Raw genomic sequence first — 15084 nt, 5'->3', positions numbered from 1 at the left:
AGGTAAAAAATGAAAACTACTTGTTTCCATTGCGGAATACCCTTTACTTTTTTAAGTCAAGGGTTTTTTCTGCTTAAAAAGGCTGAGAATGATGGACGTCAAATGAAGGAATTGAGCAATTTAGGCTTTTTACAACAAAGTATGAATACATATTATTATCATTTTGAACAGTTTCAAGAGTTAATTGCAATCATGGAAGCATGCAATAAAATCAATATGTTTGAAGGGGTGCAGGTTGGAATATCCCGAACGAAAGAAACAAATAAGTGGTTTACCTTCGAGACATTCTTGCTGTATTTAAGGAATAAAGAAATGATTGAGTTCATTCAATATGGTGGGATGGTAAGCCATCTCCAGCCAATAGTCGATATGCAAAACCTCGGAATCTATGGATATGAGTCCCTTTTACGGTCAGAAGATGAAGGGGCGAATATTAATCCATCCCAATTGTTTCAGCTCGCAGATCGTACCGGCCTCCATTCCTTGCTTGATAAGCGTGCCAGGGAAACAGCTATTAAAACAAGACATGGATCCATTCCTGATGGGATTAAAAGCTTTATTAATTTCCTGCCCTCAACGATTTATAATCCAGAATATTGCCTGCGTCATACATTCCAAATAGTCGAGCAATACAAGGTTCAGCCTGAGGATTTAGTTTTTGAAGTGGTGGAAACTGAAAAAATTGAAGATGTACATCATTTGCAGAGTGTTCTCGATCGATATAAAAGGGAAGGGATGAAAGTAGCGCTCGATGATGTTGGGACAGGCTTTGCAACCATTGACATGCTCTCACGCCTTCAGCCTGACTATGTAAAGATTGATAGAGAGTATATCTCGTTCTGTGACAGGGATGGAAGGAAACAAAACTTTTTAAATGAAGTGATTGAATTAGCTGAAAAACTGGGGTTTATCATTTTGGCTGAAGGAATTGAAAGAATGGAAGAATGGTATTATTGCCGGGATGCAGGAATTCACTTAGGGCAGGGCTATTTAATCGGAAAGCCGTCGCTTCACCCTAAAATGACCGGCACATTTTGGTGTGAGGTACAATAATATGAAGATTGTTTCGCTTTCCATCATATCCGTTGAAGAACGCAAGGAATTCTTTTTCGAGCATTGGGGATCTGAGGAGATGGTCCTTTCCAGTGGGATTTTTCAATGTTCCACATTGCCTGGGTTTGCCTGCATGTTAGATGAAAATATAATTGGACTTGTCTCATATTTTGAAAGGCAGGAATATTTAGAAGTCATTTCATTGGATGCCAGGAATGAAGGGAAGGGCATAGGAAGCAAATTATTATATGAAGTTGAACAACTGGCTCTCACATTAGGAAAGAAGTACATTTCCCTGATAACTACCAATGACAATATTAGGGCGATTGCCTTCTATCAAAAAAGAGGGTACCGTTTGATAGAAATTAAAGAGAATGCAGTCAATGAAGCAAGGAAGATGAAACCAAATATCCCACTCGTTGCTCAAAACGGCATTCCAATCATTGACGAAATCGTTTTGAAGAAAGTTCTATATTAAAACAATCGTTGTTAATAAAGGTAAATTAATGAATGCAAGCTATTGTTAAAGAGTTGCTTGAAGCTGAATAAATCTTATTTGATTTCAAATGCTAACAGAGGCATCCATAACACAGGGTGCGTCTTATTTTTCATAAGGGTCTTTCCTCATACTTTGTTGCTTTAGCTAATAAAGTAGGATTGTTTAAGCAAAGTTTCAACTTCAAGATCGCGTAATAGGGAGTAAAGAGCTGAAAAAATTTCATTCAACGAACTAAAAGGCTATTTTTACGTTAAAAACGCAGTAGGATTTTGACAACAATCTTTACGAAAACAGCCTTTCATAATGAATAAAATACTTGACTAATTTTATTTTCGTGTTAAATTATTATTTATAAATACTTTAACGATTAAAAGCGTTTAAGTTTAAAAGCGTTTGAGAATAAAACGAATCAACTTTAGCGGACATAGTAGTGATATGAATTGCAGCAGGAAGAGACTGGATGGTTGGTGGAAATCCAGGCAGTCATAAAACGAATTACACCGCTTGGCTATGAGTTGAATCACTTTGAGTGGACTGGCAGTGCCTGTCAAATAGGGTGGTACCGCGGAGAATTCTTCGTCCCTATGATTGGGGAGGAAGCTTTTTTGTGTTGGAACGCTTCTTCCCTGATATTTTCGGCGATATCGCCTTATTTATTTCAGGGGGGTCCTATATGTTCAGAATTAAATCGATTTATACTCCAAAATTATCCGAAGCGGTCGGCATCATTATTGCCATTCTTTTGATTATGGGCTTCAGTATCATCAAGCTGGAGGCAGCTCCGCATATCCCCATTCTCATATCGATCATGATGCTGTTCTTATTTGGACTTGGAAAGAAGGTTGCCTATAAAGAGTTGGAAATGGGAATGGCAGAAGGGGCCAAAGCAGGGTTGCCGGCCATTTATCTTTTCTTTTTTATTGGGATCTTGATCAGTTCGTGGATGATCAGCGGAACGATCCCCACTTTGATATACAGTGGATTCAGCATCGTGACACCAAAGTTCTTTTACGCATTGGCATTCATCGTGACATCGATCGTCGGGGTATGCATCGGCAGTTCCTTGACGACCATTGCCACAATCGGCATCGCATTTCTTGGAATATCCAATGCTCTTGGGCTTTCAGAAGCAATCACAGCTGGTGCGATTGTGTCTGGGGCATTCTTCGGTGATAAAATGTCTCCGTTGTCAGATACCACGAATTTAGCCTCATCCATCATCAAAGTGGATTTATTCGAGCATATCCGCAATATGATGTGGACGACTGGACCTGCTTTTATATTATCACTGCTTTTCTTCGGGGTTCTCTCACCGGATATATCTGAGGCCGACCTAAGTAAGATCAACCATTATCAAGAAGGGCTATTGAAAACAGATCTTGTCCATTGGTACAGCATCATTCCGATTGTCATCCTATTGATCATGACAGTGGCCAAAAAGCCTGCCCTGCTGACACTTGCATTAAGTTCCGTATCGGCAATCGTTCTGTCATTCATTCATCATTCTGCAGGAGGCAAAGAGCTGTTCAATATTTTATTTAACGGGTATGTGTCTCATACAGGAATTGATGCAGTCGATTCTCTACTATCAAGAGGCGGAATTGATAGTATGATGTTTACCATTTCTCTTGTCATTCTCGCTTTGAGTATGGGAGGCCTGTTGTTCACGCTAGGTATCATCCCGGTGCTTTTAAATAGAGTAGAGCATCTCTTTACCCATAGTTCGCGGACGATCGCTTCAGCGGCGCTGACGGCCATCGGCATCAATATTTTAGTGGGGGAACAGTATCTTTCCATTTTATTGACCGGTGAGACATTTCAATCTTCATTCCAAAAAGTCGGATTGGCCAGAAAAAATTTATCACGAGTATTGGAAGACGCCGGAACTGTCATCAATCCGCTGGTTCCTTGGAGTGTGTGCGGAGTATTCATATCGAACGTCCTTGGAATTTCCACATTATCCTATTTACCGTTTTCAATCTTTTGTCTGCTTTCCCCTGTTTTGACGATTCTATTTGGTTTGACAGGTAAAACATTGACATTCGAGGACGAAGAACATAAAGCAGTTGCATAACGGCTGAAGGGCTGCCTGAAGGAGGCAGCCCTATTTTGATGCTTTGATTTTGTCTCTTTTGTATAGTTAACTGCAATTATTCAAAGCCTGCCAGTAGTTGATTTAAGCTGCGGGGGCAGAGATATCAATCCCATTCAAATGTGTCCATTTATAAAAAAGAGAAGACAATAAGTTGAATCAAACAATATCCATCCATTATATTTAAAGGTACATATATCCAGTAAAATTATTTTTCGAGGGCAGCATTGAAGGGAGAAGTTTACTTGAAATTAAGCAATTTTTCGATAAGGAGACCCGTGTTTACGATCGTAACAATGTTCCTGATCCTCATATTGGGTACCGTATCTTTATTAAAAATACCTTTGAAATTGATACCGGACATCAACCCTCCTGTTGGTGTTGTCGTAGCTTCCTATCCGGGAGCAAGCCCTGCTGAAGTGGTTGAAAAGGTGACAAAGCCGTTGGAGCAAAGTCTATCGACGCTCCCTGGAATCAAAAAAATCCGGTCGACATCACAGGAAGGGTCCAATTTTATCCTTTTGGAATTTTCATGGAGCACCTCCATTGATGGTATTGAAAATGATGTACTCCAGCGAATCAATCAAACTCCCATTCCGGAAGATGTAGAACAGCCCAAGTTTTTGAAATTCGATCCTTCCCAATTTCCCATCATACAATTATCTTTAAGGTCAGAAACAGATGAAAAGGATTTGAAAAAGCTTTCGGAGAAATTGAAACAGGAGTTGACGAAGGTAAAAGGAGTTGCCAATGTCAATGTATCTGGAAGCTTCGTCGATCAAATCAACGTTCAACTCGATCAGGAGAAGCTTAAAAAATATAAGCTGAGCCAAACGGATGTAGTAAACACAATCCAGTCCAATAATATATCCATGCCAGGGGACACGGTGCTTACAAACGGGAAGGAACTCACGACAAGAGTGATCAGCTCGCTGCATGGGACAGATGATATAAAAAAATTAGTATTGAGCATCAATCCGTTAACCGGGAAAAAAATCCGGATAGAGGATGTTGCGTCCGTCGATCTGGGAAACAAAGATGAGCGGACGATTACGAGGAGCAATCAGAAGTCATCCTTGCTTTTGAGTGTGCTGCAGGAGTCTGATGCAAATACTGCGGATGTATCGAAAGAATTTCAAGGACAGCTGGCACGCTTGCTAAAAGAAAAGAGATACGAAGGAATCAAATCTGATATTTTATTTGATCAAGGAGATTACATCCAACAGGCGATCGGCAATATAGCCAGCTCACTTATCGTCGGAGGGCTATTCGCCATGCTGGTACTATTTCTTTTCCTGCGGAATATCAAGAGCCCGCTTATCATCGGGGTTGCCATCCCATACTCTGTCATCGTGACGTTTGTATTAATGTATTTCTCTCATTTTGCCTTGAATATCATGACCTTGGGAGCTCTTGCATTAGGCATTGGAATGCTGGTGGATAACGCCATCGTGGTCATTGAGAATATTTACAGGCACCTTTCGATGGGCAAGGATCCAAAGAAAGCTTCGATGGACGGAGCGAAAGAAGTGGGAGGGGCAATCACGGCATCCACATTAACGACCATTGCCGTATTCTTGCCGGTTGTATTTATCACGGGGTTGATCGGACAATTATTCACTCAATTTGCATTGACCATTTCTTTCAGTTTATTTGCTTCGTTGATTGTTGCTCTCACGGTAATACCGATGTTGGCGAGCCGCCTTCTTAAAACGCCTAAAGGGGATCCAGAAGCAAGGAGGCGGCGTTCAAAAGGAATGAATTTATTGGATCGATCGATAAGGTGGTCATTGAATCATCGAAAAACAGTATTGGGCCTATCGACTATATTATTGTTGGCTGGGACTCTTTGCCTGACAAAGGTGGGGATGGAATTCCTGCCTGCCACAGATGAAGGGACATTTACCATTGGTGTAAAGCTTGAGAATGGGACTTCCCTTTCTGAAACAAATAAAGTCGTTCAATCGATCGAAGGCCAATTAAAAAAAGAAAAAGATGTCGACGTATATGTAAGTCTTGTCGGTTCTACACAGGAGGATGCGTTCAGAGGCTCTGGAAGTACGAATGAAGCAGAAATTTATATTAAAATGAAGCCACTTAGCAAAAGAAATCGTTCTGTTTTTAAGTTTGTCGATGATATGAAGGGGAAGTTGAAGGATGCAGCAGCGAAAGTAAATCCCAGCTCAGAAATCACTTATAATTTACAATCTTCTTCAGGGACAAGCCCCCAAACCTTGACCTTCAGTGTCCAGGATACGGATTCAAAACGGCTGAACAATACAGTTCAGAAAATTTATGATTCACTGGAAGGAACAAAAGATATCAATGATATTTCAACGGACCAAATGGAACGCGTCAAGGAGATTCAAATTGATATCAAACGGGATGAAGCTTTGAAAGCTGGAATGGCCCCTGTCCAAATTGCTAAGATGGTGAACGATATTACAAGGGGAAAGATTGCCACCCAGATCATTTCCAATTCTTCAGATGTATACGGAGTTTTTGTCAAATATGATTCCAAGATAACGAGAAATCTGGAACAACTAAAGAAACTTCAATTGAAAAAACCTGATGGACAGTTTATCGCTTTGAATCAATTGGCAGATATTACAATTGGTGATGGGCCGGTGAAAATTGAACGAATCGATCAGCAAAATGCCGTTCAGTTCACCATAAAATATGATTCAAAAACAAATCTTGGCTCAATTTCCAATGTGGTAGACAACAAAATTGCACAATTGAATCTGCCTGGAGAGACGGAAATCACTTTTAGCGGTGATCGGCAATTGCTTGATGATTCCATCGACGATATGCTTTTGGCCATTGGATTGGCCATCGTATTGGTTTACATCGTAATGGCTGCACAGTTTGAATCATATAAATATCCATTTGTCATCATGTTCACCGTCCCGCTGATGATCATTGGCGTCGGGGCTGCCCTGTATGCCACCGGAACCTCCATCAGCGTATCATCGATTATCGGTGTCATTGTATTGGCAGGAATTGTCGTCAATAATGCCATCGTTATCGTCGAATATATAAATCAGAGGAAGGAAGAAGGTATGGACAGCTACGAAGCGATTGTCCTGTCGGTTAAAGATCGGGCAAGACCGATTCTGATGACGGCACTGACGACTATTTTAGGCTTAGTTCCATTGGCTTTGGGGATCGGAGAGGGCACTGAAATCAATCAGCCTATGGGAATTACGGTCATCGGTGGATTGGTCAGCTCGACATTTTTAACATTGTTTATCATTCCGGTTGTATACAGCTATTTTGATAAGAGTCTCCGAAAGAAATATAGATGGAATAGAAAATCGAGTTCGTTATAAAGTATGAAGGATTGGCTGTCCATAAGCAGAAAGTGCTGCTTATGGGCAGCTTTTTATGTAAGACAAATGGAAAGGTGTTGTTTTTGGAATATTCAGTCTAATATAATGGTTATAAAGATTTTTTTAGAAATCTGTCTTCTTAAATGTTTTTTGGTTTAGGTCAATTTCATGAACAAAATGGGGGATATGGATGGAGAAATGCGGCTCATATTTTATTACTGGCTTTCCGGGTTTTTTAAGTGCCAAGCTGATTGAAGGCATCTTTAAGCGTGATAAAAATTCACGCGTGAATTTATTATATATAGCATCCATGAGTGTCAGGGCAAGGCGAGAGAGAGAGGAACTGATTAACTCTCTCGGGTTGGAGGATTCACAAATAAAATTATTTCAGGGAGACATCACGAAAGAGCAGATGGGGCTGAACAAAGACGCATGGGAGCTGCTAACAGAAGAAACAGCGTATGTCTGGCATTTGGCAGCCATTTATGACCTGGCAGTCGAAAGGAATCTTGCTTATGAGATAAATGTAGTGGGGACTAAAAATGTAAATACTTTTGCTGAAAGCTGTGTGAATATTATAAGATATATTTATTTTAGCACTGCATATGTTGCTGGAAAAAGGACAGGAAAGCTAAAAGAAGATGAATTGATTAAACCAGTGGCCTTTCACAATTTTTATGAAGAAACGAAGTATGAAGCAGAAACAATGGTAGAGGCATTGAAAGAAGATGTTCCCATCACCATCATCCGACCTGGAATCGTCAAGGGAGACTCATCAACGGGGGAAACGAAAAAATTTGATGGACCTTATTTCATCATGAATATGTTATTTCGATTAAGATACCTTCCGTTTATACCATCAATAAAAGGAAGCAAAGCGGTGGTAAATTTAGTTCCGGTCGATTATGTAATCAAAGCGGTCCTTTATCTTAGCCATGAGCCGGTTGGATTGAATAGGACATACCATCTGACAGATCCAAAACCGTATGATGTATCAGCTGTTTACACAGAAATGATGAAGCAGCTGATACAAAGGAAGCCATTTGGTTCCATTCCAATAAAGCTATTAAGCATTATCCTAAGTCAATCTTCGATTCGCAGATTTTTGGGTGTGGAAAAGGAAGCATTGGATTATTTTATATGGGAAGGTCATTTTGATTGTTCGAATACTTTGGAAGACTTGAATGGAACAGACATCATTTGTCCGGATTTGATGCAGGGTCTCCCTAACATGGTTCATTTTTATTTAAATAATAAAGATCGTCAAGAATATCATATCAATATTCAATGAAAGGAAAACACATGCAAATCACAAAGAAAAATACATTGCTTGTCGTCAATCCGGCGACAGGAGAAACATTTGAAGAGATAGAAGAAACCGGACCTGATCAGACAGAGCAATATTATCACAAGAGCCGTAAAGCACAAGCAAGCTGGGGGAAAATGAGTATAGAGGAGAGGATGGTATTTTTCCGAAAGCTTAGGCTCTATATGGTCGAAAATATGAGAGAAATAGCAGAAGTCATTTCAAAAGATACAGGGAAAGTATTGACAGAGGCAATTACGGCTGATGTCATGCCTACCATTGATGCAATCGTGCATATTGAAAAGCGGGCAAGAAAAGTGCTGAGTCCCCAAAAAGTCTCGACGCCATTACTGCTAATCGGTAAAAAATCATACGTTGAATATATGCCGCGTGGTGTTGTCCTTGTCATTTCTCCATGGAACTATCCTCTAAACCTGGCAATGGTTCCGGTTTTAAGCGCATTGGCAGGGGGGAATGCAGTCATTTTAAAACCATCCGAGATCACTCCACTGGTTGGAAAGCTGATTGGAGAGCTATTCAATAAGGTTGAATTTCCTCAGGACATTGTCCAAATTGCCCAAGGAGGAAAAAAAGTAGGGGAGGCATTTACGCAAGGCGATCCTGACTACATTTTTTTTACTGGATCTGTTTCGACAGGAAAAAAAATCGCCGAAGCAGCAGCAAAAAAGCTTATCCCTACAACACTGGAGCTAGGCGGGAAAGATCCGATGATCGTCTTTTCCGACGCACATTTAAAAAGGGCGGCAAAAGGAGCAGTTTGGGGGGCGTTTACAAACAGCGGCCAAGTATGTATGAGTACAGAACGACTCTATGTCGAAGAGGCGGTCTATTCTCAATTCTTATCGTTGGTTAAAGAAGAAGCTAATTCGATCAAACGAGGAATTGAAAAAGATGCTGATCTCGGATCGATGACATATATAGGACAAAAGAAGATCATTCAACATCAATTGAATGACGCACTCGAACAAGGAGCACGACTGGCTGTCGGGACCCCCCCTGAAAAATGGGTCAATGGTATGTTCATTCCCCTCATGATATTAACTGATGTCACGGAAGAAATGGATATAATGAAAGAGGAAACTTTCGGCCCTGTCCTTCCGATTGTGAAATTTACTACTGAGGAAGAAGTTGTGGAAAAAGCCAATTCCACACAGTATGGCTTAAATGCAAGTGTGTGGACTGCAGACTTGAAAAAAGCTAGAAGGATCAGCAGGCGCCTGATATCAGGGTCTGTCGTCATAAATGATGTCATTACTTCTGTCGCAAATCATCACCTGCCATTCGGAGGAACCAAAAACAGCGGAATCGGAAGATATCACGGGGACGCCGGCCTTCGGGTCTTTTGTCATGAAAAATCAATCTTGATGGATAAAGGTAGGAAGCGTACAGAAGTACAATGGTTCCCATATCAAGGGAAATACGAACGCTTTGTTTCACTCTTCCAGAATTATTTTGGAAAAAAAAGAAACTGGATGAAGTTTGCCAAAGACTATTTAAGTTTATTGAAAAAATGATGATGAGTTAGAGAATCACATGCTGCTTTTTGTGCATCGGCCTTACACAGAAATCAACCTATCTTTACTTTGATTAATTATTAGGCTCTTTTCTCTTTATTTCAACATACAAAAATCGTTACGAAAACAGCCAATAAATATTAACTGCTGATAAAAATACAGAATTTGGGAAAGATAGGGAGAATAGCACAAATACGTTTATTAAAAAGGCTGATAAACATGCAAAAGATTGACAAACTTGAAGCAGTATTTTGGGGGATTGCCTTACCTGGATTTCCCCAGCTCCTAGCGGGTTCATTCATTAAAGGGGTACTGTTCGTTTCTCTGGAAATACTGATTAATGTGATGAGTCATTTCAATAAGGCCATAATGCTAAGCTTTCTTGGACAGACGGAACAGGCATCGGAGGTCGTAGACTATCAATGGCTGATGTTCTATCCTTGTTTATATATGTTCGCCCTGTGGGACGCCTATAAAACTTCAATAAAGCCGGAAGAGAAGTTTGCTTATCTGCCTTTTGCTTTTTGTGCATATTTTGTGACCATTGGTTTAATGTTTGCTCCAAAAGTCTTTATTAGTGGAAAGTTGATCGGACCCGTTTTCCTGCCAATGTTCGGGGTGGTTCCAGGTATTCTTATTGGACTTTTCATCAAGCAAGTGCTCATTCAAAAATTCGTCAATCATAAATGATTGAATGAACGTAATCGCTCCTTTATAATGAAAATAATTAAATGACTCACAGAGACGAAAGTCGAAGGGGAGTAGCGTTAGGTTTTACCTAAAACAAAGTCGTCATTACATGGATGATCCATCGGCTTTGTTGGCACGATAGTGTCCAGCGAGACCTTTGCCTATAGGCAAAGGTCTTTTTCTATTTCCTGCACCTTGCCAATAGGATTTTTGTCCATACTATTATTGGAGGGTGTCCAAATGGAATTATCAACGTTATTGGAGTATGGATGGGTCCTGCTCATCTTAATCGGACTGGAAGGGATTTTGGCAGCTGATAATGCAGTCGTAATGGCCGTGATGGTTAAGCATTTGCCAAGGGATGATCGGAAGAAAGCACTCTTTTACGGGCTATTCGGAGCATTCATTTTTCGCTTTGCTGCACTTTTCCTCATTTCGTTGCTAGTGGATGTGTGGCAGGTCCAAGCCTTGGGAGCAGCTTACTTATTTTACATCAGCATCCACCATTTAGTAAGCAGGTATACAAAGGAAAAGGAACATATAAAAGTGAAATCGAGCGGGTCATTTTGGATGACGGTTTTGAAAGTGGAAGCGGCGGATATCGCATTCGCAATCGACTCGATGCTTGCAGCGGTTGCTTTTGCGGTGACGCTTCGGCCATCGGGATGGTTTGTCATCGGCGGGGTGGATGCAGGCCAATTTGCCGTCATGTTTTTAGGCGGAATCATCGGTCTTGTAATCATGAGGTTTGCAGCCAATTGGTTCGTCAATTTGTTGAAAAAATATCCATCGCTTGAGACGACAGCATTCATTATCGTCGGTTGGGTCGGTGTCAAATTAACTGTATTTACCTTGGCCCATCCCAAAGTAAGACTCATTGACCATCATTTTCCTGAATCCATTGCTTGGAAAGCGATTTTCTGGACTGTCCTTATCTTTATCGCCGCAAGCGGATATGTCCTATCAAGAAAAAGTATCAAAAAAAGTGGTGCCTGGCACTAAAGTGCCAGGCACCAAGTAGGGGTACCGCCGGTAATGGCGGTCTTTTTTTATGAAATAAATGATTAATTTTACCTATTTAAGAGAATATTTCATTTCTCCCCCCTAAAAAAGGTGTGAGGTCCGCGTATGTTTGTAATGAAAGCGATCGCTGAATAAAACTTACGTCGAGGTGGATGAATCAATGTCGAAACAATCGAAAATCGCAAAAACATCATTAGCTCTTTTAGTGGCAGGAACTTTTTCATTATCTAATACATTTGCATACGCAGCTGAAAACAGCAGCAATTCAGGGATTGACACAAAGGCTGACACAAGCGTTTCCCTACCTGAAGGAATGAGTGGAGATCAAGCTTCAAAGGCAATTGAGGAAGCTGTGAAGCAATTCGATGAAACAAAAGCAGAAACACCATCGCTTTTACCAGGTGACTTTTTCTACTTTGCAAAAATTGCACTGGAAAACATCAAGCTTGCCTTTACAAGAGATGATGATAAAGAAGCGAAAATGCTATCCCAATATGCATCAGAGCGTTTTGCAGAGGCTGAGGCATTGCTCGCTGAAGGAAAAGAAGAATTGGCCGTTCAAACCATTAAAGATGCTCTGGCAGAAATGAAGGATGCTCAGGACAAAATGGATTCCGACAATGACAGCCAAAAAGATCCGAAAGGTGTAGATGAAAAAACGACTGATGAACAATCAGCCGATTCAACTGACTCAGAGACACAAGCAGACGTTGACGGAACTGATGCCCCTAAGACGGAAGACACTGACAAAACGGATGAGGCAGATACAAAAGCGGATGACCAATCTGAAGAAAAAACTGCAGATGAAGATAAAGAAGCAGATGTAAAAACAGATGATAGTGCTTCAACGACAGACAAAGAAGCAATCGACAACCTTGAAGAGATGATGGCTAAGAATATCGTTGCCTTAAAAGCTGCATTGGAGCACGTAAAGAATCCAAAGGCAAAGGCTGCACTTGAAAAGAACATTGAAAAGAGCTACGAAAAACTAGCTAGGAAAATGGATAGAATCGAAAAATACCTGGCTGAGAAAGAGAAAAATGAAAAAGATCAAACAGCTCAAGATGAATCAAAAGATCAGGCCGCGGAAGCACCTGAGAATAGTGGAGAAAAAGAAGTAGAAGATTCCGCAAAACAAAAAGACACGAATACCCCTGTTCAAACGGACCAAAAAACAACAGATGAAAAAGACCAATCAACGGATGTAAAATCACCTGAGAAAAAAGAAATGAAAAATGTAGTTAAAAACTGGAAATCTAAAAAAGAAGAAATGAAAACAAAATGGAAAGAAGAAAAAGATAACGAGAAAGAACAAAGCAAAGCCCTCCAGGAAAAAAGACAAGAAATGATGAAGTCAGCAGCAAAACATGTGGAAAAACATGTTCAAAAATACGATGATGAATCCGATCAACATAAGGGTTTCGGTAAAAATGACTCCCATGATCACCAAGGTGAAAACCATGAAGGGCACCAGCATTAAGCAATAAATGATGTCTAAAGGATGATTACAAAATGATGTATTTTAATATTCATCATGAACGATAAACATCTCGGAAGGAGGGAGAGGCTGGTTTTTCTCTAGGCCGATCCTTCCTTTCCATCCTAAAATACGATGAAACATAAATCGTGGTATAATATGGCCTAGGATGAGGTGAGAGTAATGCTAAGTTTATTGTTCATGGCTCGAAAAAAGAAAAAATCATTGGAAGATTTAGCCGTCGATATTCAAAAAGGCAATGAGGAAGCATTAAATGCAGTGCTTGATTCATATAAGCCATTTGTCAAAAAAACGGTATCTTCCGTATGCAAAAAATACATCAGTGAAAGTGATGATGAATTTAGCATTGGGCTCATGGCCTTTCATGATTCTATCCAAAAATATGAACATAAAAAAGGAACATCACTAATCAGTTTTTCCGAGGTTATCATCAAGCGGAGAGTAATCGATTATATTCGAAAAAATGCCAAATTCAAAGATATTAGCATGACCGGAAGCCGTTACGAAAATGAAGATGATCATCCGAGCGTGACGCTCGAAGATACATTGTCATTGGAGGAGTTCCAGAAGAAGGAAGAGCAGCAGCGCCGGAAGGAGGAAATCATCCAATTTCAACAGTTGATTTCTTCATACGATGTTACGTTCGATGACTTGTTAAATCAGTCACCGAAGCATGAAGACGCCCGGGTAAATGCGATTCATGTCGCACAAACAATTTTAGAGAACGAAGAATTCATGGACCATCTGCTGGAAAAGAAGCAGCTTCCCATTAAAAAATTAGAAAAAAAAGTTAAAGTGAGTAGAAAGACGATAGAACGCAACAGAAAATATATCATTGCAGTTGCACTTATATTATATGGGGATTTTATATACTTAAAGGAATATTTAAAAGGGCGGTTAGGCTTATGATGAAAAAGGGAATCATCATGGATATAAAAGAAGACTATCTCGTAATGCTGACAGCTGATGGAGAATTTTTAAAAGGTAAAAAAACATCCCATGATTATGAATTGGGAGATGAAATATCCTTTAGGGCTTATGAATTGAAATTAGAAAAAAAGAACCCATTCGTTTTGCCCGCTTATATAGGGAATAAGAGAGCATTGGCTTCGATTGCTGCTATATTCATCTTATCATTTGTATTGCTATTTCCATTTTTCCAAGAAAATCAAGTATACGCATATGTTTCGATTGATATTAATCCGAGCATTGAGCTTGGGGTCAATAAAGATTTTGAAGTAGTAGAAACAAAAGCCTTTAACGATGACGGCAAAAAGATTCTCGAACATATCTCTTTATCAAAGCATCAAGAAATGACAAATGCTGCTGAGAAGATCATGGAAGAGAGCGAAAAGGAAGGCTATTTAAAAGAAAACCATCAAGTAGTCATCGCTTCCGTTCCCCTTAAAAAAAGCAGCAGTAAGTTCCAATCACAGATGGAAAAGGATTTACAATCTTTGAACAAGGTGTCTGAAAACCTAAAAGCACAATTGATTGTTTTAAAAGCCACCCCAAAAGTACGTAAGGCTGCAGTTGCGCAGGGATTGACCACCGGTAAGTATTTAAAGGGTAAAGAAACTGAACCGATGAAGGCGATGGAGAAAGAGAAACAACCAGAAAAGCAGAAGCCTCAAACGAATGAAGATGGAACTGGAACTGGAACTGGACACTCTGGTACTGATAATAATTCAAAAAGCGGGGATTCAATCAACAGGGAACAGAATAATGTTCATCCATCAAAAAAGAAGCCTGATCACCCATCCGGTACGTCAAAACCATCGGATCAAAATTCATACAAGGATAAACTTAAAGGTTCGGAAAAAGACAAGAATATTTATCCTAAAAAAGGTGAAGAGGAAGGGCACAAAGGCTACAGGGGAAATCATGATAAAATCCATGATCAAGATGACAAAGAGGACTGGAAGGATAATCAAGATCAAGGAAGCCGACACAAAGATGATGGCGGATGGCAGCCGAATAGTCATCAACATGACGGTGACAGCGATAAAAATTATGGGCAGGAACATAAGAAAGAGTCCGGCGATTAATCGTCCGG

Annotated in this window: 11 protein-coding genes and 1 riboswitch; all 11 genes read left to right on the top strand. The window is 40.1% G+C overall.

Annotation, left to right across the window (positions count from 1 at the left end; all coding sequences use genetic code 11):
- The first annotated feature begins 9 nt into the window (after positions 1–9).
- The 11 genes from D9X91_RS02935 (at position 10) to D9X91_RS02885 (ending at position 15076) form a co-directional block, all read left to right on the top strand.
- The gene (locus tag D9X91_RS02935) at positions 10–1053 is read left to right on the top strand and encodes an EAL domain-containing protein (RefSeq protein ID WP_121679075.1); all 1044 of its coding nucleotides are present in this window, start codon (positions 10–12) and stop codon (positions 1051–1053) included.
- Position 1054: 1 nt separating this feature from the next.
- On the top strand, positions 1055–1531 hold the full coding sequence (locus D9X91_RS02930; RefSeq protein ID WP_121679074.1) for a GNAT family N-acetyltransferase: 477 nt from the start codon (positions 1055–1057) through the stop codon (positions 1529–1531).
- A 694-nt stretch (positions 1532–2225) separates the two neighbouring features.
- Positions 2226–3626 (top strand): Na+/H+ antiporter NhaC, encoded by a 1401-nt coding sequence (gene nhaC / locus D9X91_RS02925; RefSeq protein ID WP_121679472.1) that lies wholly within the window; start codon positions 2226–2228, stop codon positions 3624–3626.
- Positions 3627–3889: 263 nt separating this feature from the next.
- Entirely contained in the window at positions 3890–6976 is a 3087-nt protein-coding gene (locus D9X91_RS02920; protein WP_121679073.1) for an efflux RND transporter permease subunit, read from the top strand.
- Between the two features lie 190 nt (positions 6977–7166).
- Positions 7167–8267, top strand: a complete 1101-nt coding sequence (locus D9X91_RS02915; RefSeq protein WP_121679072.1) for an SDR family oxidoreductase — start codon at positions 7167–7169, stop codon at positions 8265–8267.
- A gap of 11 nt (positions 8268–8278) precedes the next feature.
- Positions 8279–9817 (top strand): aldehyde dehydrogenase family protein, encoded by a 1539-nt coding sequence (locus D9X91_RS02910; protein ID WP_121679071.1) that lies wholly within the window; start codon positions 8279–8281, stop codon positions 9815–9817.
- A gap of 219 nt (positions 9818–10036) precedes the next feature.
- Positions 10037–10507 carry a hypothetical protein gene (locus D9X91_RS02905; RefSeq protein ID WP_121679070.1) on the top strand — a complete coding sequence of 157 codons (471 nt, stop codon included), beginning with the start codon at positions 10037–10039 and terminating at the stop codon, positions 10505–10507.
- 54 nt (positions 10508–10561) lie between these two features.
- Positions 10562–10710: riboswitch (yybP-ykoY riboswitch) on the top strand.
- Between the two features lie 37 nt (positions 10711–10747).
- A complete protein-coding gene (locus tag D9X91_RS02900; RefSeq protein ID WP_121679069.1) occupies positions 10748–11509 on the top strand; it encodes a TerC family protein in 762 nt (253 codons plus the stop codon).
- A 181-nt stretch (positions 11510–11690) separates the two neighbouring features.
- Positions 11691–13010, top strand: coding sequence for a DUF5667 domain-containing protein (locus D9X91_RS02895; protein WP_121679068.1), 1320 nt, complete (start codon positions 11691–11693; stop codon positions 13008–13010).
- A gap of 180 nt (positions 13011–13190) precedes the next feature.
- Positions 13191–13937: an RNA polymerase sigma factor SigI gene (sigI, locus tag D9X91_RS02890; protein WP_121679067.1), complete on the top strand. Its 747-nt coding sequence runs from the start codon at positions 13191–13193 to the stop codon at positions 13935–13937.
- Entirely contained in the window at positions 13934–15076 is a 1143-nt protein-coding gene (locus D9X91_RS02885; protein ID WP_121679066.1) for an anti-sigma factor domain-containing protein, read from the top strand. Before sigI ends, D9X91_RS02885 begins: the two co-directional genes overlap by 4 nt.
- Positions 15077–15084 lie beyond the last annotated feature (8 nt).

Source organism: Falsibacillus albus, from assembly GCF_003668575.1.
GTDB classification, from domain to species: Bacteria; Bacillota; Bacilli; order Bacillales; family DSM-25281; genus Falsibacillus; species Falsibacillus albus.
The sequence above is the reverse complement of the archived record's forward strand: the minus strand, read 5'-3'. Positions and strand labels throughout refer to the sequence as shown.